Source organism: Serratia sp. FGI94 (genome assembly GCF_000330865.1).
Lineage (GTDB): Bacteria > Pseudomonadota > Gammaproteobacteria > Enterobacterales > Enterobacteriaceae > Serratia_B > Serratia_B rubidaea.
Map to the genome: position 1 here is coordinate 3,022,157 of NC_020064.1, position 24,456 is coordinate 3,046,612.

Genomic DNA, 24,456 nt, shown 5'->3' on the forward strand with positions numbered 1-24,456 from the left:
TGTAGCATCGCCTCATTGCATAAGGAGAACCGCATGACCGCCACATGCCTGCCCGAACAGATGCGCGTTATTGAGATTGCCGCCGCCGGCGGCCCGGAAATGCTGCAGCCGGCCATGCGCCCGCTGCCGAAGCCAGAGCCGGGAGAAATTTTGGTCAAGGTCGCCGCCGCCGGGGTCAATCGTCCGGACGTGCTGCAGCGGCGTGGACACTATGCGCCGCCGCCGGGCGCATCCGATATCCCGGGGCTGGAGATCGCCGGGGAAGTGGTCGCCGTCGGCGAAGGCGTCCAGCACTATCGCATCGGCGACAGCGTCTGCGCCCTGATCGCCGGCGGCGGCTACGCCGAATACTGCCGGGTGCATGAAAGCAACGCGCTGCCGGTTCCCGCAGGCTTGAGCATGACGGAGGCCGCCGCCATTCCGGAGACCTTTTTCACCGTCTGGGTGAACGTCTTCCAGCGCGGCCACCTGCAGGCCGGCGAAACCGTGCTGATCCACGGCGGCACCTCCGGGATCGGCACGGTCGCCACCCTGCTGGCCAAGGCATTTTGCGCCCATGTGATCACCACCGTCGGCTCTGAAGAAAAACGCGCCGCCAGCCTGGCGCTCGGCGCCGATGTGGCCATCAACTACCGCACGGAAGACTTTGTCGAACAGACGATGAAAGCCACTAACGGCAAGGGCGCCAACGTGATTGTTGATCTGATCGCCGGGGAGTACGTGGCGAAAAACTATCAGGCGGCGGCGATGGACGGGCGCATCGTGCAAATCGGCACGCAGAACGGCGTGGTGAAGGAGCTTAACCTGATGCCGCTGCTGCTGAAACGCCTGACCCATACCGGCTCTACCCTGCGCGCGCGCAGCGTGCAGGATAAAGCGCAAATCGCCGCCGATCTGCGGCAAAAAGTCTGGCCGCTGCTGGAACGCGGCGCGGTCAAACCGCACATCTTTCAGACCTTCCCGCTGGAGCAGGCGGCGGACGCGCACCGTCTGATGGAGTCCAGCGTGCATATCGGCAAAATTATGCTGACCCTGTAAGCGCTGACCCCGCCGGGCGGCGGGGTCAACGGATCAGGCGCCGGGGGCATGAACGTCCGCCGGCGTGGCGTCGGTACTGGCCAGTTTCTCCTCGGCCAGCGCCTCATCCTCGCTCTCCCGCTGCAGGCTCTCCTGCTGCGCGCCTTTCTTCGGCGAGTACACCAGCTCGGCCATGATCGGGAAGTGGTCAGAGCCGATGTCGGGTAAACGACGCAGGCTGCCCAGCACAAAATCATCGCTGTGGAACACGTGATCCAGCGGCCAGCGTAAGAACAGATAGCCGGCATGGAAGGTGCTGTACATGCCGCGACCGCGACGCGGATCGAGCAGCCCGCTGATTTTCAGGAACAGGCGCGTGGTGGTAGACCAGGCGACATCGTTCAGATCGCCGGTGACAATGACCGGCGTTTGCGCATCCACCACGCTTTTCCCCACCAGCACCAACTCCGCATCGCGATCTTCCGATTCATCATTCTCCGTCGGGCTGGGCGGCATCGGGTGCACGCAATGCAGACGCACCTGTGGCCCGTTCTCCAGCTGCACCAGCATATGCATCGACGGGATCTCCTTATCCACCAGGTACTGGATCTCCGCGTCGCCAAGCGGCAGGCGTGAATAAACGTGCATGCCGTACAGGTTGTCCTGCGGACATTTCAGCGTGTAGGGATAATCCTGCTCCAGCGGCGTCAGCTGCTGTTCCCACCAACCGTCGGTTTCCACCGCCACCAGCACGTCCGGCCGCTCCGCCGCCACCAGCGCCAACAGTTTTTCCGCATGGCGGTTCGGCGTCAGCACATTAGCCACCAGAATGCGCAGCCGCGGTTTTTTATCATAGCCGGTAAAATCCAGCACCTGCGGCTTGCTCAGCGCCGTATAGGGATAAATCCAGCGCGCCTGATAAATCACACAGGCCAGGTTGACCGCCGCCAGCCCCCAGACCCATGGCGATGACCAGGGCAACATCGCCACATTCAGTACCAGCGTCAATAACGCCAGCGCCAGTATCTGCAGGCGGGGAAAATCCCATACGCGGATCCACCAGGCCGGATGCGTTGAAATCGGCGCAATTGTCACCAACGCCAGTAAACACGTCAGTATTGAGATAATCCCTGTCACGCAACGTTCCTCTTATTGGTTAATCACCGGCGGAGTTACGCGCCGGCCAGCCGCGCACATTCGCGCGGCAGCCAAAGGTTGCCACAAACAGCTCAGTGTTCGCCAGCGGCGATAACAGGAATATTTTGGAGATCAAGCAAGGAGGTTCTTAAATCTGCCAGCGGCGCAGGCGTGGAAGGTCCGATGTAAACATGCCCCGGCGCACCGGGGCATCAAGATTTAGCTGAACAGCTTACCTACGTAGCTGGCCAGTTCGTCCTGTTTGACTTCACCGTTTGGCGAGGCTTTATCCGCCAGCGTCGGCAGCAGCTGCGCGACGGTTTCAGACGCCTGGTTAGCGTCAACGCCCAGCTTGGCGGCCAGCTGCGCAATGGCATCGCTGCCCAGCGCCTGCTGCACGTGATCGCCGCTGATGGCCTGGTTTTCACCGTTGCCCAACCAGGAGCCGACGATATCACCCAACTGTCCCTGCTGCAGCTTGTTCAGGATTGCCTGCAAACCGCCCTGCTGTTCAACCCATTGCAGAATAGCCGCGATATCAATCCCGCCTTTACCGCCGTTACCCAATGCATTACCCAGCACGTTGCCTAAAACATTGCCTAATGCGCCATCTAACAAGCCCATACTCTTCCCCTTCTCGGATCGCCGCCCATCGGCCGGGCGATCGTCACCTGTAATTAAACGAAAAAGGGCCGCCGCGGCGACCCTCATTGATCAGCACCGGATTAGCTTCTGATCTTTCTGTAGACAAAAAGCACCACCAGAGCACCGATTACGGCAACCACAAAGCTGCCCAAGTTAAAGCCATCGACGCGGCCCATACCGAAGAAGGTACTGATCCAGCCGCCGACAACCGCACCGATAATACCCAAAATGACGGTCATGATAAAGCCGCCGCCATCTTTACCCGGCATGATCCATTTAGCCAGAATACCGGCGATTAAACCAAAAATGATCCAGGAAATGATGCCCATTTGTACTCTCCCTATTTACTTTTTGCCCAAGAGGAAACCGACTACCAGGCCAATAACGGCACCGGCGCCAACCCCTGCCCACGGGTTGTCTTTGACATAACGGCAAGAACGATCGGCAGCCTCCTTCACACAGGCGCGCACTTCACATGCGCACTCCCCGGCGCTGCCGCCGGCCGATTCTACACCATCTTTGCTATCATTTTTAACAAACATTTCAATTCCTTAGCATAACATAATCTGGAAATCTCGCATTACAGCGCGTGTAAGCGTGCCTTTCCGCCTTATGTTCTACCTGCTTCGTCGCCCATCGGCGACGCCAGGGTGCCGAACGCCACGGCGCATGGCACCTTATTACTATAGTCAAAAATCAGCGCGTTACCTATTTCACGTCATCTGAATCATCAGGCAGCTTTCACCCTCGCCGAACCGCGGGCGTGAAATGGCATTAAAGGGAAAAAATCGATCGGTTGCCGTAAATTATATTATTATCATTCACCAAATCTATCTTTGAGAAAAAACGTAACAGCAGGAAGTTGAAAGCAAATGTTATTAAGCCCAACTTTTGAGCGCTCTTTTTTGCGCCCTCGATACTGGCTGCTTTGGATCGGTCTCGGCATACTTTATTTATTGGTTCTTCTCCCCTATCCGCTTATCTATCACCTCGGCCATCTGCTCGGCAGAATCGCCAAGCGTTTTATGCCGCGTCGGGTCAATATCGCCCGCCGAAATCTGGAACTCTGTTTCCCCGATATGCCCGCGGCAGAGCGTGAAGCCCTGGTGACCCGCAATTTTGAGTCAGTCGGCATGGGCCTGTTTGAAGTCGGCATGGCCTGGTTCTGGCCAGACTGGCGGATTTCCCGCTGGTTTACCGTCAGCGGCATGGAAAATATGCAGAAAGCGCGTGAAGGCAACCGCGGCGTGCTGCTGATCGGCATGCATTTTCTGACGCTGGAACTGGGAGCGCGCATCTTCGGCATGCAGAACCCGGGCATCGGCGTTCACCGTCCGCACAACAACAAGCTGATGGAATATGTACAGACCTGGGGCCGCCTGCGCTCCAACAAGTACATGATTGACCGCAAGGACGTCAAAGGCATGATCCGCTGCCTGAAACAGGGCGAAATCATCTGGTACGCGCCGGACCATGACTACGGCCGGCAGAGCAGCGTATTTGTTCCGTTCTTCGCGGTAGCGGACGCCGCCACCACTACCGGTACCTATATGCTGGCGCGCATGGGCCGACCGGCCATCGTTCCTTTCGTGCCACGCCGTCTGCCGCACGCCAAAGGCTACGAACTGATTATTCAGCCGCCGCTGGACGATTTCCCGCTGGATGACGACGCCAAAGCGGCCGCCTATATGAATCAGGTGGTTGAAGAGCAGGTATTGCTCGCCCCCGATCAGTATATGTGGCTGCACCGCCGCTTCAAGACGCGCCCCGCAGGCGAGGCGTCCCTCTACTAGCTCATTTGGCTGACTGCGCCGTTTCGCAAAATGGCGCAATCAGCCGGCCGAACCAGTCGGCAAAGGCACTGAAACGCGCCGTGCGCTGACGCCGGTGCGGATACAGCAGCGCAAGACTCATCGCCGGCGCACGCGCCTGCGGCAGCACCTCCACCAACCGCCCGTCATCCAGATAGTGCTGCACGTCAAAACGCGGGATTTGAATCAGCCCCATCCCCGCCAGACAGCAACCGATATAGTTTTCCGCATTATTCACCGTCACCCGGCTGGGCAGCGCCTTTTCCACCGGTTCCCCCTGCTGCCGCCACTGCCAGACGTTAGCCGTCATCAGGTTCGGCTGGGCATAGCCCACCACCCAGTGCGCCGCCAGCTGCTCGGTACGCAGCGGTACGCCCTGACGCTGCAGATACGCCGGGCTGGCGCAGTTGATCATGCCCAACCGCCCCAGGCTCTGACTGACCAGACTGCTGTCATGCAACTCCCCCACCCGCACCACGCAGTCCACGCCCTCCTGCACCAGATCGATATGGCGGTCGCTGGCGCTGAGAAACAGTTGAATATCGGGATAGCGGGTAAAGAAATCCGGCAGCGCCGGCACGATAATTCGCCGCGCAATGCGGCTGGGCACGTCCACCGTCAGCCGGCCGCCGATCGACGCATCCGGCGGTAAAAACAGCCGATCCAACGCCGCCATCTCATCAAGCAGGACGCGCGCGCGCTCCAGCAGGCGCTCGCCGTCACTGGTCAGCTGCACCCGCCGCGTTGTGCGGTGGAACAGCCGGGCGCCCATCTCGCTTTCCAACTGCTGGACCGCCGATGACACCGTGGTTTTCGGCATCAGCATTATTTCCGAGGCGCGCACAAAACTGCCCACCTCGGCGACCTGGATAAAGACCCGCAGTCTCCCTATTTTGTCCACCCGGCGCCTCATGCTACGGCCGCGGCGCTGCGCCGCGGCCAGGTTTATTATCAATTACCGGGTAGTATAGCCGCCGTTGGCAAACAGCGTCTGCCCGGTGATCCACCAGCCGTCGGTTACCAGGAATTTGACGATCGGCGCGATATCTTCAATATCGGTCAGCCCGGTCTTGGAGAACGCGCTCAAAGCCGCTGCGCTGCGGTGATAGGCCACCGCCTCTTCGCTTTCCTGGCCATAGAAGAACGGCGTATCCATCGGCCCCGGCCCGATGGCATTGACGCTGATCCCCCGCTCACCAAACTCCTTCGACGCGGCGCGGGTGAAGTGCTCTACCGCCGCCTTGCTGCCGGGATAGACCGCATAAAACGGCGTATAGGCCGCCAGCAGCGAGGTGACGATGGTGACAATCCGGCCATTATCCGCCAGATGTTTTCCCGCCTGCTGGATAAAGAAGAACGCCGCTTTCGCGTTCACGTCAAAGCTGGTGTCGTAGTCGGCTTCCGTCACCTCGGCAATCGGCTTTTTAATCACCAGGCCGGCGGTGTTAATCGCAATGTCCACCTTGCCGAAGGCGTTAACCGCCTCTTCAAACAGCCGCGCGACGTTGGCCGGCCGGGTCAGGTCGCCCTGTACGGCGATGGCCTGCGCCCCCGCAGCCTTGACCGCCGCCAGCGTCTCTTCCGCCGCCGGACGGCTGCTGTCGCTGTTATAATGCACCACCACCGCGGCCGCGCCGTTTTGCGCCAGATCGCGCGCCACCAGCCCGCCCAGATTCTTCGCCCCGCCGGCGATCAGTACCACTTTGCCATCAAGAGATTGACTTCCCATAACCTTAAGCTCCTTTAGTGAAGGTGCTGTTGAGTATAGAAAGGCTTGTCGCACAGATAATCGGCGAAAACCGGGATGCACTGTCCCGTTTTTTCGGTTAATCATACCGTATGCGCAGAGCGTGATCCCCCGCGCGATCTTCCTGCCGCCAGGCGCTACACTGATAAATCACGCCTGGCAACAGTTGCCCGGCGAAACCATCTTCAGCGCCCTCAGGCGGTGGGAGCTGGAACTAATCCGAGGGTCATACCATGCAGATTCAACCCTATCTGTTCTTTAACGGTAACTGCGAACAGGCGATTAATTTTTACGTCGAGCAGCTGGGCGCCAGGCTGGAGATGTTGATGCGCTATAAGGATCTGCCCGCCGACGCCAAACAGGACGACATGCCGGAGGTCAACCCGGAAGCGGTAATGCACGCGCATCTGCTGATCGGCGACGGCGCACTGATGGCCTCCGACGGCTGCCCGCAGGAAGGCGGCGACAACGGCGCCCACCGGGGCTATTCACTGTCGCTAAACCCCAGCAGCGTGGAGCAAGGTAAAGACATTTTTGATAAACTGGCGCAGGGCGGCACGGTCACCACGCCTTTCCAGCCCACCTTCTGGGCCAAAGGCTTCGGTATGCTGACCGATCGGTTCGGCGTCAACTGGATGATCAACGTCGAATAACCCGGCGGGCGTCAGCGCGCGTGATGCCAGCTGTAGGCCGCCATGGCGAACAGCACAAACAGCAGCGTCAACAGCAGCAGCGCCAGCCGCCAATAGGGCGATCGCCAACGCCGTACGGCGATCGCCATCATCACGGCCAGCGTCCCCAGCGTCAGCGGGTAATAGGCCGTCAGCGTCAACAGCGTAATGATCATGTAGTCCGACACCTTGTCTCCCTGCCTGTATTAATCAGCTAACTTGTACTAAATTTATCACTCCGCGCCCGCCTGGCCGGGCGGGGGTCTCGCAACATCACCCAATGCCTTAGTGGTATTAATCACTACCCGATAATCAGGATGATATGACGCAACCGCCTCCAGAGTCAGCAAAATCCGGCACCTCGCCGCTACTGTTTCAGGCCGCCGTGTTCGTGATTATCGTCGTCGTTACACTGCTGGTATTTAACATCTGGCAAGGCTGGCATGCCCGTAAGCTCGACCTGCAAAGCGCTGATAACGGCGCCTCCAACCTGGCGCGTTCGCTGGCGCAGCATGCCTACGACACCTTCAAACAGGTGGATAACAGCCTGCTAGAGCTGAAAGAGCGTGCCGAGCACGACGGCCTCGGCCCCACGCAGCAGCGACGCCTGCAAAAGGTGATGCGCGATCAGGTGAATAACTCACCGCAGCTGCACGGCAGCTTTATCTTTGACGCGCAGGGGCGCTGGGTGGTCACATCGTTCGGCCGGAGCGGCGCTCACGCCAACAACGGCGACCGCGCCTATTTCCAATATCATCAGCGCCACAACGATAATAACTTCTATATCGGTAAAGTGATCCGCAGCCGCTCGACCGACGATCTGGTGATCCCCATCTCGCGCCGGCTAAATAACCCGGACGGCAGCTTCGCCGGCGTGGTGCTGGCGACGCTGTATGTGGACTATTTCCGTCATTTTTATGATGACTTCGCCCTTGAGGACCAGGATGCGCTCAACCTGCTGCTGGCGGACGGCACCATTTTATATCGCCGCCCGTACGCGCCGGAAAGCATCGGCAAAAATGTGTCCCTCGGCGTGCTGTTCCGGCAGATTCTGCCTTATTCGACGTTCGGCAATGCCACGCTGACGTCGCAGTTCGACGGCGTGGAGCGTATTTACGGCTACGCCCGCGTACCGCATTACCCACTGGTTATCGCCGCCGGACTGTCGAAGCACGACGTGCTGAGCAGCTGGCGGAAAGACACCGGCCTGTTCGCCCTCGGCGGCGGAATATTGATGACGATCCTGCTGGCGCTGGGCATCACGCTGATCAGACAAATCAACCACAGCCTGCAGACGGAGGCGGAGCTGGTGCGCACTCGCGATCAGCTGACGCAGATGAATCAGACGCTGGAAGAGCTGGCGCTGCTGGACGGCCTGACCGGGCTGGCCAACCGCCGCCGCTTCGATATGGCGCTGGCCAACCACAGCAACCACGCCGCCCGCTATGCGCGCAATCTGGCGCTGCTGATCCTGGATATCGACTACTTTAAACAGTACAACGATATCTACGGCCACGTCGCCGGCGACCGCTGCCTGCAGCAGATCGGCCAGTTGCTGAAGGCGATGCCCAACCGTGTCGGCGATCTGGTGGCGCGCTACGGCGGCGAAGAGCTGACCATCATCCTGCCAGATACCGATCTGACGGGCGCGATGGGCTGCGCCGAACGGGTGCTGGCGCATGTGCGGCAGATGCAGATCCCCCACGAAGGCAGCCCGCTGGGCCTGATTACCGTCAGCATTGGCGTCGCCGTTCAGACACCCGATGACGCCGACGACGGCACACCGGTCGCACTCATAAAACAGGCGGATGCTGCGCTCTATCAGGCCAAGAAAAACGGTAAGAATCAGGTTTGCCACGCCTGACGGCGGCGCCAATAACAGCGGGGCCGCAGCGGCCCCGCAGGAAGGAGAAGCGGCTTATTGCGCCTCGGACGACGGGAAATCGCCTTGCTGGCGCGCCACCAGCGTTAAAATGCTGTACAGCGCCACCGCCTGCTGATGCTGGTTCAGCACCTGCACATCCCACACCACCACGCCGTGCGGCCGATCTTCCGCGCTTTTCTGCGGCTTGCGGATTTTCTTCTTACAGGTCAGCCGCACCTGAATGGTATCGCCGATCTTCACCGGCTCGATAAAACGCAGGTTCTCCATGCCGTAGTTGGCGATCACCGGCCCGACGCCGGGGTCGACAAACAGTCCCGCCGCCGCAGACACCACAAAGTAGCCGTGGGCTACGCGCTCGCCGAACAGCGACTCCGCCGCGCCGAGCTTATCCATATGGGCATAGAAATGGTCGCCGCTCAGGCAGGCGAAGTTGACGATATCCGCCTCGGTCACCGTACGCCGCGCGGTGAGCAGGCTTTCGCCGATCGGCAGCTGTTCAAAATACTTGCGGAACGGATGAACCGGCGATTCCAGCGCCTCGGCGCCGCGCACCCACTCTTTGCCGATCGCCGCCAGCATGCTCGGACTGCCCTGCAGCGCGGTGCGCTGCATATAGTGCTTCACCGCCCGCAGGCCACCCAGTTCCTCGCCGCCGCCGGCGCGTCCCGGCCCGCCGTGCATCAGCATCGGCAGCGGCGAACCGTGGCCGGTCGACTCCGCCGCCGCTGCGCTGTCCAACACCAGCATCCGCCCGTGGGCGCAGGCGGCTGCGCGGATAAAGCGCGTCGCCAGCGCCGCATCGGCGGTGACCAGCGAACCGGCCAGGCTGCCCTGCCCCAGCAGCGCCAGCTCAATCGCCTGCTCGCCGCTGTCGTACGGCATCAGGGTAGCGACCGGGCCAAAGACTTCAATATCGTGTACCGCGGTATTGTGCAGCGGCTCGGCGCAGTACAGCAGGGTCGGTGGGTAAAACGCGCCCTGGTGCCCATCATCCCCCTCCACGCTGAAGGACTGCAGGCTGGCGCCGCACAGCGGTTCACAGCCGTTGTGCAACAGTTGCTCAACCTTCTTCTGCACGTCGTCCCGCTGTTCCAGGCTGACCAGCGCTCCCATCCTGACCTGCTCCAGCCGCGGATCGCCGACCTTCACCGCCGCCAGGCGCTGCAGCAGCGCCTGCTTCACCGCCTCAACCTGCGCCGCCGGCACCATCACCCGGCGAATGGCGGTGCATTTCTGCCCCGCCTTGCTGGTCATCTCACGGCACACCTCTTTAATAAACAGGGCGAACTCCGGCATCTCCGGCGTGACGTCCTCTCCCAGCACGCAGCAGTTCAGCGAGTCGGCCTCCATGGTAAACGGGATCGACTTGGCCAGCAGCTGCGGATGGGCGCGCAGCTGCCGGCCGGTCTGCGCCGAACCGGTAAAGGTCACCGCATCCTGATAGTCCAGATGGTCAAACAGATCGCCGACGCCGCCGCAAATCAGCTGCAGCGCCCCGTCCGGCACCAGCCCGCTGTCGATAATCAGCTTCACCATCGCCTGCGTCAGCTGGGCGCTGGCGGTGGCGGGCTTGACGATCGCCGGCATGCCCGCCAGCCAGGTCGGCGCCAGCTTTTCCAGCATCCCCCAGCAGGGGAAGTTGAAGGCGTTAATATGCAGCGCCACGCCGGGGCGTGAGGTCAGCACGTGGCGCGCCACAAACTGGCCCTGCTTCGACAGCGGGATCGGCTCGTCTTCCGGCCACAGGGTGTCGTCCGGCAGTTCACGACCGGCCAGGCCGGCATAGGAGAACAGCGTGGCGATGCCGCCTTCAATATCCACCCAGCCGTCGTTGCGCGTCGCGCCGGTCTGGTACGAGATCTCATACAGCGTCTCTTTGTGCGCCAGCAGGTATTTCGCCACCGCCTTCATCATCTGCGCGCGCTGCTGGAACGTCATCGCCGCCAGCGCGCGACCGCCCTGCTCCCGCGCATAGCGCAGGCTGTCGGCCAGCGGCAGCCCCTCAGAGCACACCTGATACAACGGCTCGCCGGTTAGCGCGTGACGGATCTCGCGAGCCTGCCCCTGGCCGTATAGCCAACGCCCCGACAGGTAACTGTTCAACTGCTGCATGCGGCTTCTCCTGAATTCATAAAGTGACATCACAAAGCGTAATTACGTATCACATATTTTCCAGTCAGCGCCAAGGTAAAATTTAACAAAAAGCAAACAACATCGCTGTAAAGCTGACCGTACGCCCGCCGCAATGGAAAATGTCGCCCAATAAATCAATTTAAAATCAATGAATTAATTTAACTCATTGTGAGGGGCGTCGCAAAACCCTGACAACCGTGTTTGATCTTTAGGTTATCAACTTGTAGCTTTATGGTTATTAAAGTGATTCACATTTTTATTATTCACTTTAAAAATACGAATCATCAATGAGGTAATCATGACCACTGACGCTCAACATCAGCAGCACTTCGACGCCAAGCTGGCCGCCGATACCACCATCGAAGCCAAAGACTGGATGCCGGACGCCTACCGGCAGAACCTGATCCGCCAGATCGGCCAGCACGCGCATTCGGAAGTGATCGGCATGCTGCCGGAGGCCAACTGGCTGACCCGCGCCCCGACCCTGCGCCGCAAAGCGGTGCTGCTGGCCAAGGTGCAGGACGAGGCCGGCCACGGCCTCTATCTGTACAGCGCCGCCGAAACGCTGGGCTGCTCGCGGCAGGATATCTACCAGAAGATGCTCGACGGCAAGATGAAATACTCCTCCATCTTTAACTACCCGACGCTGAACTGGGCCGACGTCGGCGTGATCGGCTGGCTGGTGGACGGCGCCGCCATCGTCAACCAGGTGGCGCTGTGCCGCGCCTCTTACGGCCCCTATGCCCGCTCGATGGTGAAAATCTGTAAAGAGGAGAGTTTCCACCAGCGCCAGGGCTATGAGGCGGTGATGGCGCTGGCGCACGGCAGCGAACAGCAAAAGGCCATGCTGCAGGACGCCATCAACCGCTTCTGGTGGCCGGTGCTGATGATGTTCGGCCCCAGCGACAACGACTCGCCGCACAGCGCGCAGAGCATGGCGTGGAAAATCAAACGCCACAGCAACGACGAACTGCGGCAGAAGTTTGTCGACAACACCGTTCCGCAGCTCGAAGCGCTGGGCATGACCGCCCCCGATGCGGATCTGGCCTGGGATGAGGCCAGCGGCCACTACCGCTTCGGCGAGATCGACTGGAGCGAGCTGTACCAGGTGATCAAAGGCCAGGGCCAGTGCAATCACGAACGTCTGCAGGCCAAACGCCAGGCCTGGGAAAACGGCGCCTGGGTGCGCGAAGGCGCCATGGCGCACGCCGAAAAAAACCGTACGCGGGCAGCTTAACAGGAGGACTTACCCATGACTCACGCCGAATGGCCGCTGTATGAAGTCTTTATCCGCAGCAAACAGGGACTGGCGCATCGCCACGTCGGCAGCCTGCACGCCGCCGATGACCGGATGGCGCTGGAAAACGCCCGCGACGCCTACACCCGACGCAACGAAGGCTGTTCCATCTGGGTGGTGCAGTCCTGCCACCTGATCGCCTCGCAGGCCGAAGATCGCGAGGCCTTTTTCGACCCGTCGGAGGACAAGATCTACCGCCACCCGACGTTCTACACCATTCCCGACGGCATCAAGAACATGTGAGGCGGCCATGACGCAACGCGATCCCCGTATTACCTATCTTTTGCGTCAGGGCGATACGCCGCTGATTCTGGCGCAGCGCCTGTGCGCCTGGTGCGGCCACGCGCCGGAGCTGGAGATCGACCTGGCGCTGGCGAATATCGGCCTCGACCTGCTCGGCCAGGCGCGCAATATCCTCGGCTACGCCGCCACGCTGATCGGCCCGGAATGCAGCGAGGACCGGCTGGCGTTCGGCCGCGACGAGCGCGAATTCCATAACCTGCTGCTGGCCGAACAGCCGAACGGCGGCTTCAACGATACGCTGGTGCGCCAGTTCCTGCTGGACGCCTACCACCTGCTGCTGCAGCGCGAACTCAGCGCCAGCCGCGATCCGCAGCTGGCGGCCATCGCCGCCAAATCGCTGAAAGAGGCGGAATATCACCTGCGCTTCAGCCAGGGCTGGATGATCCGCCTCGGCGACGGCAGCGAAACCAGCCATCAGAAAATTCAGCAGTCGCTGGATGCGCTGTGGCGCTTTACCGCCGAGCTGTTCCACGCCGACGACACCGAGCTGGAGCTGGCCGACCAGGGCATCGCCGTCGACCCGCGCCGGCTGCAGGCGCCGTGGCAGGAGCTGGTCAGCGACACCCTGCGTCAGGCCACGCTGACGCTGCCGGAGCAGCCGGCGTACCGCCTCGGCGGCAAGCAGGGCCAACACAGCGAACACCTCGGCTTTATCCTCGCCGAGATGCAGTTCCTGCAGCGCGCCTACCCCAACTGCAACTGGTAGCGAGGTGGCTGATGATCCTTCCCCACTTGGAGCCCGCCGAGATCCCGCAGATCTGGCACTGCCTGCAGCAGATCAGCGATCCGGAACTGCCGGCGCTGTCGATCACCGATCTGGGCATGGTGCGCAAGGTGGAACGCGACGGCGACGGCTGGCGCATTATCTTTACGCCCACCTATTCCGGCTGTCCCGCCACCGAGTTTTTGCAGGACGCCATCATCCGCCAGCTGGCCGCCGCCGGTTTCAGCCCGGTGACGGTCGCTATCCGGCTCGATCCCGCCTGGACCACCGACTGGATGAACGCCGACGCGCGCGCCAGGCTGCGCGCCTACGGCGTCGCGCCGCCGCAGGGCCACACCTGCGACAGGCCGGACAGCCACGGCCCGGTGCAGTGCCCGCGCTGCGGCAGTGAAGATACCGAGAAAATCAGCGAGTTCGGCTCCACCGCCTGCAAAGCGCTCTACCGCTGCTGCGCCTGCCGTGAGCCGTTCGATTATTTCAAATGCATCTAGGAGCGCAGAACATCATGACGGTTTTTCATCGCCTGAATGTCGCCGCTATTGAACGCGAAACGCCGGACGCCGTCGCCATTACCCTGCGCGTGCCCGACGAGCTGAAAAGCGCCTACCGCTATACCCCCGGCCAGCACCTGACGCTGAAGGCCAGCCTCGACGGCGAAGAGCTGCGCCGCTGCTACTCCATCTGCAGCGCGCCGCAGGACGGGCTGCTGCAAATCGGCGTAAAGGCCATCCATCAGGGGCGCTTCTCGTCCTTTGTCAATCAACGGCTCCGGGTCGGCGACGCGCTGGAGGTGATGGTGCCGCAGGGGCGCTTCGGCTACCAGCCGCAGGCGCAGCGCCACGGCAACTATCTGGCCATCGCCGCCGGCTCCGGCATTACGCCGATGCTGTCCATCATCAAGGCCACCCTGCTGCTGGAGCCGGACAGCCAGTTCACGCTGATCTACGGCAACCGCAGCAGCCGCTCGGTGATGTTTAAAGAGGCGCTGTCCGATCTGAAAAACCGCTACCCGCAGCGCTTCCAGCCGCTGTACCTGTTCAGCCAGGAGAGCCTGGACAGCCCGCTGCTCAGCGGCCGCATCGACCAAGAACGCCTGCAGGCCATCGGCGCGACGCTGCTGGACTTCAGCGACTATCAGCACGCCTTTATCTGCGGCCCGGAAGCGATGATGGACGACGCCCAGCGCGTGCTGGAACAGGCCGGCATGCCGGCCGAGCGCATCCACAGCGAACGCTTCAACACCAGCGGCGTCAGCGTCAGACCGGCCGATGCCGCCGGGCGCAACGCCACCCGGGTGGCGATTCAGCTCGACGGCCGCCGCCAGGAGATCGACGTGACGGCGCAGGACGACAGCATTCTCGACGCCGCACTGCGCCAGGGGGCGGATTTGCCCTACGCCTGTAAAGGCGGGGTCTGCGCCACCTGTAAATGCAAGCTAATCGCCGGCGAGGTCGAGATGGGCGTCAATTACAGCCTCGAGCCGGATCAGCTGGCCGCCGGTTACATCCTCAGCTGTCAGTCGTGGCCGAAAGGCGACGGCGTGACGCTGGACTTCGACGTGTAGGAGCCGCCGATGACAACCCCCTGGATATTGCATCAGCAGCAGGGCCGCGTGCTCACCCTGACGCTGCACCGCCCGCAGGCGCGTAACGCGCTCAGCACCCCCTGCCTGCAACAGCTGGTCGAACGGCTGGAGCAGGCCGAGGCCGACGACGACACCGGCGCGGTGGTGATCGCCGGCGGCGCGCGCTTTTTTGCCGCCGGCGCCGACCTGCACGAACTGCAGCAGCAGGATCTGCCCGCCACCCTGCGCGATCCGCGTCCGCTGCTGTGGCAGCGGCTGGCCCAGTTCAGTAAGCCGCTGCTGGCGGCGGTCAACGGCTATGCGCTCGGCGCCGGCTGCGAGCTGGCGCTGGCCTGCGACATCGTGATCTGCGGCGAAAGCGCCCGTTTCGGCCTGCCGGAGATCACCCTCGGCCTGATGCCGGGCGCCGGCGGCACCCAGCGGCTGATTCGCTGCGTCGGCAAGTCCCGCGCCAGCCAGATGGTGCTGAGCGGCGAAGCCATCGACGCCCGTCTGGCGCTGCAGAGCGGACTAGTAAGCGAAGTCTGCGTCGACGCGCTGACGCTGGAGCGCACGCAGCAGCTCGCCGCGCGCATCGCGCAGCAGGCGCCGCTGGCGCTGCGCGCCGCCAAACAGGCGCTGCGTCAGGCCGATGAAACCGGGCTGACGCAGGGGCTGGCCATGGAGCGCCAGCAGTTTGCCGCGCTGGCCGCCACAGAAGATCGTCGTGAAGGCATTGCCGCCTTCTTCGAAAAACGTACCCCACACTATAAAGGGCGCTGATCCATGGATAACAACCTGATTCTCACTCACCTCGACGCCGGCGTGCTGACCATCACCCTGAACCGCCCCGACCGGCTGAACAGCTTTAATGACGAGATGCACCACCAGCTGGCGGAAGCGCTGACCCTCGCCGAACGCGATGAGGCGGTGCGCTGCGTACTGCTGACCGGCGCCGGACGCGGCTTCTGCGCCGGCCAGGATCTGAACGACCGCACCGTCAACGCCGACCAGCAGGCGCCGGATCTCGGCCTGTCGGTTGAGCGTTTCTACAACCCGCTGATCCGCCGCCTGACCGCGCTGCCCAAGCCGATCGTCTGCGCGGTGAACGGCGTGGCCGCCGGCGCCGGCGCCGCGCTGGCGATGGCCTGCGATATCGTTATCGCCGCCGACAACGCCAACTTTATCCAATCCTTCTGCAAGCTCGGGCTGGTGCCGGACTCCGGCGGCAGCTGGTTCCTGCCGCGTCTGGCGGGCCACGCCCGCGCGATGGGCATGGCGATGCTCGGCGATAAAATCAGCGCCCGTCAGGCGCAGGCGTGGGGATTAATCTGGCAGGTGGTGGACGGCGGCGAGCTGGAGGCCCATACCCAGGCGCTGGCGCGCCACCTGGCCACCCAGCCGACCTACGGCCTGGGGCTGATCAAAAAGGCCATCTACAGCGCCGCCACCAACACGCTGGATCAGCAGCTGGAGCTGGAGCGCGATCTGCAGCGTCTGGGCGGCCGCAGCGACGACTATCGCGAAGGCGTCAACGCGTTCTTCGCCAAACGCCCACCGGTCTTCAGCGGAAAATAATCATGAACGCAACTTCCCTTACCCCGCCCGTGGCGGTGATCGGCGCGGGCACCATGGGCATCGGCATCGCGCAGGTCGCCGCCGCCGCCGGACACCCGGTCGCCCTGTACGATATTGACCGCCCCGCCGCCGAGCGCGCGTACGAGACGCTGAGCCGACGCCTGATGCGCCGGGTCGATGCCGGTAAGGCGGATCGCGACGCCAGCGAACGGCTGCTGGCGCGCATCCGCATCGCCGGCGCGCTGACGGAGCTGGCCGACAGCGCGCTGGTGATCGAAGCCGTGGCGGAAAAGCTGGCGATCAAACAGAACCTGTTCCGCGAACTGGAGGAGATTTGCCCGGCCGATACGCTGTTCGCCAGCAACACTTCGTCGCTGTCGATTACCGCCATCGCCGCCGCGCTGCGCCACCCGCAGCGCATGGCCGGCATGCACTTTTTCAATCCGGCGCCGCTGATGCAGCTGGTGGAGATTGTCGACGGTCTGGAAACCAGCGCGCAGACGCGTGAACGCCTGAACCGGCTGGCGCTGCAGTGGGGTAAGCGGCCGGTGCACTGCCGCTCGACGCCAGGCTTTATCGTCAACCGCGCCGCCCGGCCGTTCTATGCCGAAACGCTGCGGGCGCTGGAAGAGCAAATCGCCGATGCGGCGACGCTGGACGCGGTGCTGCGCGACGCCGGCGGCTTCGCCATGGGGCCGCTGCAGCTGACCGACCTGATCGGCCAGGACGTTAATTTCGCCGTCACCCAGTCGGTGTTTCACGCCTTTTTCAACGATACGCGCTTCACCCCGTCGCTGGTGCAGCAGGAGCGGGTGGCCGCCGGTCATCTGGGACGCAAGAGCGGCCGCGGCTTCTACCGCTATGGCGACGATGCCGATGCGCCGCAGGCAAGCTACGCCGCCGCGGCGCATGCCGGTCCGCCGGCCCGGGTCACGCTGCACGGCGACTGGTCGCCGCTGGCGGATTTCGCCGCGCTGCTGACGGAAAATGCGGCCTCGGTCAAACAACCCGGCCAGACCAGCCCGCTGGCGACGATCGATGATGTTACTTTTATGTTAACTAACGGCCAGTCCGCCAGTCAGGTGGCCGAGAATATCGGCACGCCGGTGGTGCTGTTCGATCTGTCGGCCGATTACCGGCGAGCGGACACCCTGGTTATCAGCTGCGCGGCGCAAAACAACCCTCAGGATAACGCCAAAGTGATTCAGTTCCTGCAGTCGCTGGGAAAACGGGTCATCACCCTGCCGGACTATCCCGGCCTGCTGGTGATGCGCACCGTCGCCATGTTGGTCAATGAGGCGCTGGACGTAGTCAACAAAGGCATCGCCAGCGCCGCCGATACCGATAACGCCATGCGCTTCGGCGTTAACTATCCGCGCGGGCCGCTGGCCTGGGGACAGGCGCTGGGCTGGAAACACATCCTCGCCACGCTGGAAAACCTGCAGCGCTTCTATCTGGAAGAGCGCTACCGTCCGCTGCCGCTGCTGCGCCGCTACGCCGCCGGCCACGCCCTTCCCCCGTCAGGAGCCGAATCATGAACGCCAATACGCCGCGCGCGCTGGCACAGCGCTGCGCCGAACACATGTTTCAACAAGACAGCTGCGCCCAGGCGATGGGCATGCGGCTGGACGCGGTCGACTGCGGCTTCGCGCAGGTCAGCATGGAGGTCGGCCCGCAGATGCTGAACGGCCACCGCACCTGTCACGGCGGCCAGCTGTTCAGCCTGGCCGATACCGCCTTCGCCTACGCCTGCAACAGTCAGGGGCTGGCGGCGGTCGCCGCCGGCTGCAGCATCGATTTTATCCGCCCGGCGCTGGCCGGCGATCGGCTGATCGCCAGCGCCGAGGTGCGTCATCAGGGTAAAACCAACGGGCTGTACGACGTGGAAATTATCAATCAACGGGGGAAAACCGTGGCCTGGTTCCGCGGCCGCGCCCACCGCCTTGGCCATCAGCTTCTGGAGGAACAGCCATGAACCACGCCTTTATCTGCGACGGGGTACGTACGCCGATCGGCCGCTACGGCGGCGCGCTGGCGACGGTGCGCGCCGACGATCTGGCCGCCCTGCCGCTGCGGGCGCTGATGGCGCGTCACCCGCAGGTCGACTGGACGCAGGTTGACGATGTGATCCTCGGCTGCGCCAACCAGGCCGGGGAGGATAACCGCAACCTGGCGCGCATGGCGCTGCTGCTGGCCGGGCTGCCGCAGAGCGTCTCCGGCACCACCGTCAACCGGCTGTGCGGCTCCGGGTTGGACGCACTGGCGATTGCCGCCCGCAGCATCAAGGCCGGCGAAGCGCATCTGCTGTTGGCCGGCGGCGCAGAGTCGATGACCCGCGCGCCGCTGGTGATGGGCAAGGCCGACAGCGCCTTCAGCCGCCAGGCGCAGATGTTTGACACCACCATCGGCTGGCGCTTCGTCAACCCGCTGATGCAGCAGCAGTTCGGCACCGACTCAATGCCGGAAACCGCCGAAAACGTCGCCGCGCAGTTCGCGATCGATCGCGCCGATCAGGACGCCTTCGCCCTGCGCAGCCAGCAGCGCGCCGCCAGGGCGCAGGCCGCCGGCATTCTGGCGCAAGAAATCGTGCCGGTCAGCATTGCGGGCAAAAAAGGCGCGGTGACCCGGGTGAGCGAGGATGAACACCCGCGCCCGGAAACCTCGCTGGCGCAGCTGCAGGCGCTGAAAACCCCGTTCCGCCAGCCCGGCAGCGTCACCGCCGGCAACGCTTCCGGCGTTAACGACGGTGCGGCGGCGCTGATCGTCGCCTCGGAGGCGATGGCGCTGCAGCAGGGGCTGACGCCGCGCGCGCGCATTGTCGCCACCGCCGCCTGCGGCGTGGAGCCGCGCCTGATGGGCATCGGCCCGCTGCCGGCCGCCCGCCGGGTGCTGGAGATCGCCGGGCTGAGCCTGGCGCAAATGGACGTGATTGAGCTTAACGAGGCGTTTGCCGCCCAGGCGCTGGCGGTGCTGCGCCAGCTCGGCCTGCCGGACGACGCCGAACAGGTCAACCCCAACGGCGGCGCCATCGCGCTCGGCCACCCGCTGGGCATGAGCGGCGCCAGGCTGGCGCTGACCGCCATGCACGAACTGGAACGGCGGGACGGCCGCTATGCGCTGTGCACCATGTGCATCGGCGTCGGTCAGGGCATCGCCATGATTATTGAACGCGTCTAACACTGAGGCCAAAATAATGACCACCAATCCCCAGCCCCTCGACACCATTGAGTTCGCCTCACGCGACGAGATTGAAGCGCTGCAGCTGCGGCGCCTGAAGTGGACCCTGAACCACGCCTACCAGAACGTGCCGATGTATAAACGCAAGTTCGATCGGGCCGGCGTTCACCCTGACGATTTACGCCAGCTGAGCGATCTGGCGCTGTTCCCCTACACCACCAAGCAGGATCTGCGCGACAACTACCCGTTCGACACCTTCGCCGTGCCGATGGAACAGGTGGTGCGCGTGCACGCCTCCTCCGGCACCACCGGGCGGCCGACGGTGGTGGGCTATACCCAGCGCGATATCGACAACTGGGCCGACATCGTGGCGCGCAGCCTGCGCGCCGCCGGCGCCACGTCGCGGGATAAAGTGCACGTCGCCTACGGCTACGGCCTGTTTACCGGCGGGCTGGGCGCCCACTACGGCGCAGAGCGGCTGGGGGCAACGGTGATCCCGATGTCCGGCGGCCAGACGGAAAAGCAGGCGCAGCTGATCCTCGACTTTAAGCCCGACGTAATTATGGTGACGCCCTCCTACTGCCTGACGCTGATTGACGAGCTGGAGCGCAAGCTGGGCGGCGACGCGCGCGGCTGTTCGCTGCGCATCGGCGTGTTCGGCGCCGAGCCGTGGACCGAGGCGCTGCGCCATGAAATCGAGACCCGCATGGGCATCAAGGCGCTGGATATTTACGGTCTGTCGGAGGTGATGGGACCAGGGGTGGCGATGGAGTGCGCCGAAAGCGGCGGCGGCCCCACCATCTGGGAAGACCATTTCCTGCCGGAGATTATCGACCCGGACAGCGGCGCGCCGCTGGCGGACGGCGAGCACGGCGAACTGGTGTTCACCACGCTGACCAAAGAGGCGCTGCCGGTGATCCGCTACCGCACCCGCGATCTGACCCGCCTGCTGCCGGGCGACGCGCGCCAGATGCGGCGCATGGGCAAAATCACCGGTCGTTCCGACGATATGCTGATCATCCGCGGCGTCAACGTTTTCCCGTCGCAGCTTGAAGAGCAGATTATGCAGTTCGAACATCTGTCGCCCCACTATCAGCTGCAGGTCAGCCGCGCCGGCCACCTGGATACGCTGGCGGTGCGGGTGGAGCTGAAGGAGACGGCGCTCCACCTCAGCCACCAGCAGCGCTGCGATATCTGCCACCAGCTGCGCCACCATATCAAATCGATCGTCGGCGTCAGCACCGACGTCAGCATCGCCAACTGCGGCGATATCCCGCGTTCGGAAGGCAAGGCGCAGCGGGTGGTTGACCTGCGTCCCCGCTGACGCCGCCGGCGCCAGGGACGGCGCTGCCGCTGGCAGCGGCAGAGGGATATGGTAATGTGGTGACTCACCGTAGCCTAACTCGTGGAAAAATATGGAACAAAAACTGGATAACTTTATCCACCATGCTTTAGAGGCTCAGCCGATTAGCGGCACGTCGCTGATTATTTCCCTGTATGGCGATGCGCTGAGCCATCGCGGCGGCGAAGTGTGGCTAGGCAGCCTGAGCGCCCTGCTGGAATCGATGGGCTTTGGCGATCGCTTTGTGCGCACCTCAGTATTCCGCCTGCAAAAAGAGGGCTGGCTGGACGTAGAAAAAATCGGCCGCCGCAGCTATTACCGCGTGACCGAACAGGGTATGCGCCAGTTCCGCCACGCCGAATCCAAGATTTACCTGAGCGAGCAGCCAGAGTGGGACGGCAAGTGGGAGCTGTTGCTGCTGGAAACGGCGGAAAAAAGCGAGCGCGCACGGCTGAAGAAACAGCTGGGCTGGCTGGGGTTCGGCCAGTTGGCCAGCAACCTGATGGCGGCGCCGACGCACGCGCAGACCGACGTCACCGCCCTGCTCGGCGAGCTGAACGCCAGCGAGCAGGTGATCTATTTTCGCGCCGACTATCCCTACGCCCGCTCCGAAGACACCCTGCGCCAGCGGGTGGCCGACTGCTGGGCGCTGGAGCAGGTCGCCGGCTACTATCATGAGTTTATCGTCTCCTTCCGCCCGCTGATGGCGCTGCTGCGCGAGGCGGACGACGCGGCGCTGACGCCCCGGCGCTGCTTTCAGATCAAGCTATTATTAATTCACTTCTTCCGCCGCGTGGTGCTGAAAGACCCGCTGCTGCCGGATGCGCTGCTGCCCGCCCAGTGGGAGGGGCAAATCGCCCGCAACCTGTGCATCAATATTTATCAGCGCGTCGACCGCGCCGCGACGGAGTATGTCAGCGCGCTGGCGGAAACTACCATCGGCGCCCTGCCGGCGCCCGCCGCCGGCTATTACCGGCGCTTTGGCGGCCTGCCGCGCGATAACGTCACCTATTGAGGAGTAACCCCATGCCTGTGTATCAAATTGACGGCCTGACGCCGGTGGTCGACCCCAGCAGCTATGTGCATCCGACGGCGGTGCTGATCGGCGATGTGATTATCGGCAAAGGGGTGTATATCGGCCCCAACGCCAGCCTGCGCGGCGACTTCGGCCGGCTGGTGATTGAGGACGGCGCCAATATTCAGGACAACTGCGTGATGCACGGTTTCCCGCAGCAGGACACGGTGGTGGAACAGGACGGCCATATCGGCCACGGCGCGATCCTGCACGGCTGCCGGATCGGCCGCAACGCGATGGTCGGCATGAATGCGGTGGTGATGGACGGCGCGGTCATCGGTGAAAACACCATCGTCGGCGCCTGTTCGTTTATCAAGGCCGCGGCGGTATTTGACGCCAATAAGCTGGTGCTCGGCAGCCCGGCGCGGGTGCTGCGCGAACTGACCGAACAGGAACTGAGCTGGAAGCGCGTCGGCACCCAGGAGTATCAGGATCTGGTGACGCGCTGCAAAACCACCCTGCGGGAAGTGACGCCGCTGAGCGAGCCGGAGCCAGACCGCCAGCGGCTGACCTTCGGCGATCGCCTGGTGCCGAAAAGCCAGCTGTAAGCCGCCGACGGGGGCCGCCGCGGGCAATCCGTCACCGTGTCGCGGCCACCTTGAGCGAGCCATGCTCGCGGTACAGCCTGAACGACGCCGAGTAGCTGTTCCCGCCGGGCCGCCGGGCATCGGTAAAGAAAGTTTCCACCTGGATACCATATTGGCCGCCCGCCTTAAACGAATAACCGAAATCAGGAATACAGCGGCCGGAAAATACGGGGACGGGATTTACGCTGGCGTCTGCAGCAAAATACTTGCGGAAAATGCGGCCCTCAGCATCAACGATTTGTAATCCGTTCAGGTATTCATTTTTCCCTGCCGGAATAGACACGCACAGACGATTATCCTTGATAGTCACGTCGGCAGGCTGGATATCCAGCAGCCTGGACTCGCAGGCGGTCAGCAGCACAGCGCTACAGACTACAACGGTTAATTTGATATTTAGCACAATGGTGAGTCCTTACCCGCATTTATAAATTTCTCACATTATTTTCAGGTAATGTATTTAATTTTTTTATTAATCTTATAAATAATGCGAGCTAGTCGATATTCAGGTTCAACGGAAGAGAAAATATATTGCCATGCGTTAGCCTAGCCGTATATTAAAACCTATCTATCAAACAGGAAGATAGGATTAAGGATGAGTAAACGAAAGGACATCATTGATGGACGGGATTACGGTAGATCCAACGGGTTGATTTACACCGAAGTTCTTGGATGGATTGATTTAGGTCATGCACGGGGCAATGACATCAGAGGATTGATGCGAAAAATTAACGCTGGTGAATCTTCCGGACAGGGTGAATACAATGTTACGTATTCACAATCGATGACCGATCCCACCTATACCATTAAAATGGGTAAATTCATTACCTGGCGCATTAAGAGGGGCCGTTCATATAATGAACGACAAAGCATTGCTCTCGCGATGATGACAACACTAGCGCGAAAGTTTGAAGCATTCCAATCATCATTCCCCATCAACCTGGTTACTGACAGCGGTTTTAGTGGTGAAGATCTGGTTTCCGACTTACTGGGTTTCTATCGCGTGATGTCTATTCACAACCCATTTCCACTGCTGCACCCTGTCAGTAAAGCAGAGGCTCTAAAACGTTGGGATCACTATGGTCCGATTGGATCGTTCAAAAACACCTGTTTCTTGCCAATATTATTCCCTGACCCGGTCAGATACCCCCATGCCAAACCACGTCTGGGAGAATTGCCCCCTTTTATGAAGACAATCCGGCCTTATAGCGATTTCAAATCTGGCAACGTTGTAGTAGCGTCTCGCAATGGCTCATTTATCGACAGAGCACGAGGGGGAATCTTGCCAGTATGAAAAAGTCGTCGAAAATCGTTGGCATCGTGGCAGTGCTGATTGTCGCGGGGTTGTTCTATTCTTGGCCGTTAATCCAGATGGAGTTTGCCGGCAGTGCACACTATACCGAGCAGGATAAACGAGAGTATGCATTTTATACCCCAGATATCCTGAAAAAAATGCCACGAATCTCCCCCCGTTATGACTTTGACTTCGCCAACATTACAGGTCCTTCAACGCATGTGTACGCCGTAAATTTTTACGCGACTGAGGATACCAGCAAAATTGATAATTACCTGACATCCATTGGCTACCAGCGTCAGGATAACTGTAATATTGACAATGAATGCTGGAAAGGCAAAGACCCTGTGGAAACAGTCATGGTCATGAAGCTGAAAAGTGAAAAAGGTGTCGTTGTGCAAGTAGTCTATGATTTCACATCATAATTTTCCGGTATCTTAACGGACACTTCGCGCCTCCTGCAGGAGGCGCT

Annotated in this window: 28 protein-coding genes; 19 read left to right on the top strand and 9 right to left on the bottom strand. The window is 61.9% G+C overall.

Annotated elements, in window-relative coordinates:
• Window positions 1-33 precede the first annotated feature (33 nt).
• Complete coding sequence (locus tag D781_RS13755; protein ID WP_015672944.1) at window positions 34-1,038, top strand: NAD(P)H-quinone oxidoreductase; 1,005 nt, start codon at window positions 34-36, stop codon at window positions 1,036-1,038.
• Window positions 1,039-1,071: 33 nt separating this feature from the next.
• Here the strand turns inward: D781_RS13755 and D781_RS13760 are convergent, their stop codons facing one another.
• From D781_RS13760 to D781_RS22905, 4 genes are all read right to left on the bottom strand, one after another.
• A complete protein-coding gene (locus D781_RS13760) occupies window positions 1,072-2,154 on the bottom strand; it encodes an endonuclease/exonuclease/phosphatase family protein (RefSeq protein ID WP_015672945.1) in 1,083 nt (360 codons plus the stop codon).
• A gap of 219 nt (window positions 2,155-2,373) precedes the next feature.
• Window positions 2,374-2,778: a YidB family protein gene (locus tag D781_RS13765; protein ID WP_015672946.1), complete on the bottom strand. Its 405-nt coding sequence runs from the start codon at window positions 2,776-2,778 to the stop codon at window positions 2,374-2,376.
• A 101-nt stretch (window positions 2,779-2,879) separates the two neighbouring features.
• Complete coding sequence (locus D781_RS13770; protein WP_015672947.1) at window positions 2,880-3,128, bottom strand: GlsB/YeaQ/YmgE family stress response membrane protein; 249 nt, start codon at window positions 3,126-3,128, stop codon at window positions 2,880-2,882.
• A gap of 15 nt (window positions 3,129-3,143) precedes the next feature.
• Complete coding sequence (locus tag D781_RS22905; protein WP_015672948.1) at window positions 3,144-3,341, bottom strand: DUF883 family protein; 198 nt, start codon at window positions 3,339-3,341, stop codon at window positions 3,144-3,146.
• Window positions 3,342-3,671: 330 nt separating this feature from the next.
• On the opposite strand from D781_RS22905, the gene lpxL reads away from it, so the two are divergent.
• The gene (lpxL, locus tag D781_RS13780; protein WP_015672949.1) at window positions 3,672-4,592 is read left to right on the top strand and encodes an LpxL/LpxP family Kdo(2)-lipid IV(A) lauroyl/palmitoleoyl acyltransferase; all 921 of its coding nucleotides are present in this window, start codon (window positions 3,672-3,674) and stop codon (window positions 4,590-4,592) included.
• Between the two features lies 1 nt (window position 4,593).
• On the opposite strand, the gene D781_RS13785 is transcribed toward lpxL, so the two are convergent.
• Together D781_RS13785 and D781_RS13790 are read right to left on the bottom strand one after the other, a co-directional pair.
• On the bottom strand, window positions 4,594-5,511 hold the full coding sequence (locus D781_RS13785; protein ID WP_015672950.1) for a LysR family transcriptional regulator: 918 nt from the start codon (window positions 5,509-5,511) through the stop codon (window positions 4,594-4,596).
• Between the two features lie 54 nt (window positions 5,512-5,565).
• Window positions 5,566-6,339, bottom strand: a complete 774-nt coding sequence (locus D781_RS13790; RefSeq protein WP_015672951.1) for an SDR family oxidoreductase — start codon at window positions 6,337-6,339, stop codon at window positions 5,566-5,568.
• A gap of 251 nt (window positions 6,340-6,590) precedes the next feature.
• Between D781_RS13790 and D781_RS13795 the strand changes: the two genes are divergently transcribed.
• A complete protein-coding gene (locus D781_RS13795) occupies window positions 6,591-7,010 on the top strand; it encodes a VOC family protein (RefSeq protein ID WP_015672952.1) in 420 nt (139 codons plus the stop codon).
• An 11-nt stretch (window positions 7,011-7,021) separates the two neighbouring features.
• Here D781_RS13795 and D781_RS13800 read toward each other — a convergent pair whose 3' ends face one another.
• Window positions 7,022-7,216, bottom strand: a complete 195-nt coding sequence (locus D781_RS13800; RefSeq protein ID WP_041411823.1) for a hypothetical protein — start codon at window positions 7,214-7,216, stop codon at window positions 7,022-7,024.
• 134 nt (window positions 7,217-7,350) lie between these two features.
• Here D781_RS13800 and D781_RS13805 point away from each other — a divergent pair, with 134 nt between their 5' ends.
• Entirely contained in the window at window positions 7,351-8,892 is a 1,542-nt protein-coding gene (locus D781_RS13805) for a GGDEF domain-containing protein (protein WP_015672954.1), read from the top strand.
• 54 nt (window positions 8,893-8,946) lie between these two features.
• On the opposite strand, the gene paaZ is transcribed toward D781_RS13805, so the two are convergent.
• Complete coding sequence (gene paaZ / locus D781_RS13810) at window positions 8,947-11,025, bottom strand: phenylacetic acid degradation bifunctional protein PaaZ (protein WP_015672955.1); 2,079 nt, start codon at window positions 11,023-11,025, stop codon at window positions 8,947-8,949.
• 319 nt (window positions 11,026-11,344) lie between these two features.
• On the opposite strand from paaZ, the gene paaA reads away from it, so the two are divergent.
• The 13 genes from paaA (at window position 11,345) to paaY (ending at window position 22,654) form a co-directional block, all read left to right on the top strand.
• Window positions 11,345-12,283, top strand: a complete 939-nt coding sequence (paaA, locus tag D781_RS13815) for a 1,2-phenylacetyl-CoA epoxidase subunit PaaA (RefSeq protein WP_015672956.1) — start codon at window positions 11,345-11,347, stop codon at window positions 12,281-12,283.
• A 15-nt stretch (window positions 12,284-12,298) separates the two neighbouring features.
• On the top strand, window positions 12,299-12,586 hold the full coding sequence (gene paaB, locus D781_RS13820; protein WP_015672957.1) for a 1,2-phenylacetyl-CoA epoxidase subunit PaaB: 288 nt from the start codon (window positions 12,299-12,301) through the stop codon (window positions 12,584-12,586).
• A 7-nt stretch (window positions 12,587-12,593) separates the two neighbouring features.
• The gene (gene paaC, locus D781_RS13825) at window positions 12,594-13,352 is read left to right on the top strand and encodes a 1,2-phenylacetyl-CoA epoxidase subunit PaaC (RefSeq protein WP_015672958.1); all 759 of its coding nucleotides are present in this window, start codon (window positions 12,594-12,596) and stop codon (window positions 13,350-13,352) included.
• Window positions 13,353-13,363: 11 nt separating this feature from the next.
• Window positions 13,364-13,861: a 1,2-phenylacetyl-CoA epoxidase subunit PaaD gene (gene paaD / locus D781_RS13830; RefSeq protein WP_015672959.1), complete on the top strand. Its 498-nt coding sequence runs from the start codon at window positions 13,364-13,366 to the stop codon at window positions 13,859-13,861.
• A 14-nt stretch (window positions 13,862-13,875) separates the two neighbouring features.
• On the top strand, window positions 13,876-14,934 hold the full coding sequence (gene paaE, locus D781_RS13835; RefSeq protein ID WP_015672960.1) for a 1,2-phenylacetyl-CoA epoxidase subunit PaaE: 1,059 nt from the start codon (window positions 13,876-13,878) through the stop codon (window positions 14,932-14,934).
• Window positions 14,935-14,943: 9 nt separating this feature from the next.
• On the top strand, window positions 14,944-15,717 hold the full coding sequence (paaF, locus tag D781_RS13840) for a 2,3-dehydroadipyl-CoA hydratase PaaF (RefSeq protein WP_015672961.1): 774 nt from the start codon (window positions 14,944-14,946) through the stop codon (window positions 15,715-15,717).
• Window positions 15,718-15,720: 3 nt separating this feature from the next.
• Window positions 15,721-16,512: a 2-(1,2-epoxy-1,2-dihydrophenyl)acetyl-CoA isomerase PaaG gene (gene paaG, locus D781_RS13845; RefSeq protein WP_015672962.1), complete on the top strand. Its 792-nt coding sequence runs from the start codon at window positions 15,721-15,723 to the stop codon at window positions 16,510-16,512.
• Window positions 16,513-16,514: 2 nt separating this feature from the next.
• On the top strand, window positions 16,515-18,050 hold the full coding sequence (locus D781_RS13850) for a 3-hydroxyacyl-CoA dehydrogenase (RefSeq protein ID WP_015672963.1): 1,536 nt from the start codon (window positions 16,515-16,517) through the stop codon (window positions 18,048-18,050).
• Window positions 18,047-18,487 carry a hydroxyphenylacetyl-CoA thioesterase PaaI gene (gene paaI, locus D781_RS13855; protein ID WP_015672964.1) on the top strand — a complete coding sequence of 147 codons (441 nt, stop codon included), beginning with the start codon at window positions 18,047-18,049 and terminating at the stop codon, window positions 18,485-18,487. The genes D781_RS13850 and paaI overlap by 4 nt, the downstream gene beginning before the upstream one ends.
• Window positions 18,484-19,689: a 3-oxoadipyl-CoA thiolase gene (gene pcaF, locus D781_RS13860; protein ID WP_015672965.1), complete on the top strand. Its 1,206-nt coding sequence runs from the start codon at window positions 18,484-18,486 to the stop codon at window positions 19,687-19,689. The genes paaI and pcaF overlap by 4 nt, the downstream gene beginning before the upstream one ends.
• 16 nt (window positions 19,690-19,705) lie before the next feature.
• Complete coding sequence (gene paaK / locus D781_RS13865) at window positions 19,706-21,013, top strand: phenylacetate--CoA ligase PaaK (protein WP_015672966.1); 1,308 nt, start codon at window positions 19,706-19,708, stop codon at window positions 21,011-21,013.
• A gap of 91 nt (window positions 21,014-21,104) precedes the next feature.
• Window positions 21,105-22,046, top strand: coding sequence for a phenylacetic acid degradation operon negative regulatory protein PaaX (gene paaX / locus D781_RS13870; protein WP_015672967.1), 942 nt, complete (start codon window positions 21,105-21,107; stop codon window positions 22,044-22,046).
• 11 nt (window positions 22,047-22,057) lie between these two features.
• On the top strand, window positions 22,058-22,654 hold the full coding sequence (paaY, locus tag D781_RS13875) for a phenylacetic acid degradation protein PaaY (RefSeq protein ID WP_015672968.1): 597 nt from the start codon (window positions 22,058-22,060) through the stop codon (window positions 22,652-22,654).
• Between the two features lie 31 nt (window positions 22,655-22,685).
• On the opposite strand, the gene D781_RS13880 is transcribed toward paaY, so the two are convergent.
• Window positions 22,686-23,093 carry a putative T6SS immunity periplasmic lipoprotein gene (locus D781_RS13880; RefSeq protein WP_015672969.1) on the bottom strand — a complete coding sequence of 136 codons (408 nt, stop codon included), beginning with the start codon at window positions 23,091-23,093 and terminating at the stop codon, window positions 22,686-22,688.
• A 192-nt stretch (window positions 23,094-23,285) separates the two neighbouring features.
• Here D781_RS13880 and D781_RS22910 point away from each other — a divergent pair, with 192 nt between their 5' ends.
• Window positions 23,286-23,984: a hypothetical protein gene (locus tag D781_RS22910; protein ID WP_015672970.1), complete on the top strand. Its 699-nt coding sequence runs from the start codon at window positions 23,286-23,288 to the stop codon at window positions 23,982-23,984.
• The gene (locus D781_RS13885; RefSeq protein WP_015672971.1) at window positions 23,981-24,409 is read left to right on the top strand and encodes a hypothetical protein; all 429 of its coding nucleotides are present in this window, start codon (window positions 23,981-23,983) and stop codon (window positions 24,407-24,409) included. The genes D781_RS22910 and D781_RS13885 overlap by 4 nt, the downstream gene beginning before the upstream one ends.
• Window positions 24,410-24,456 lie beyond the last annotated feature (47 nt).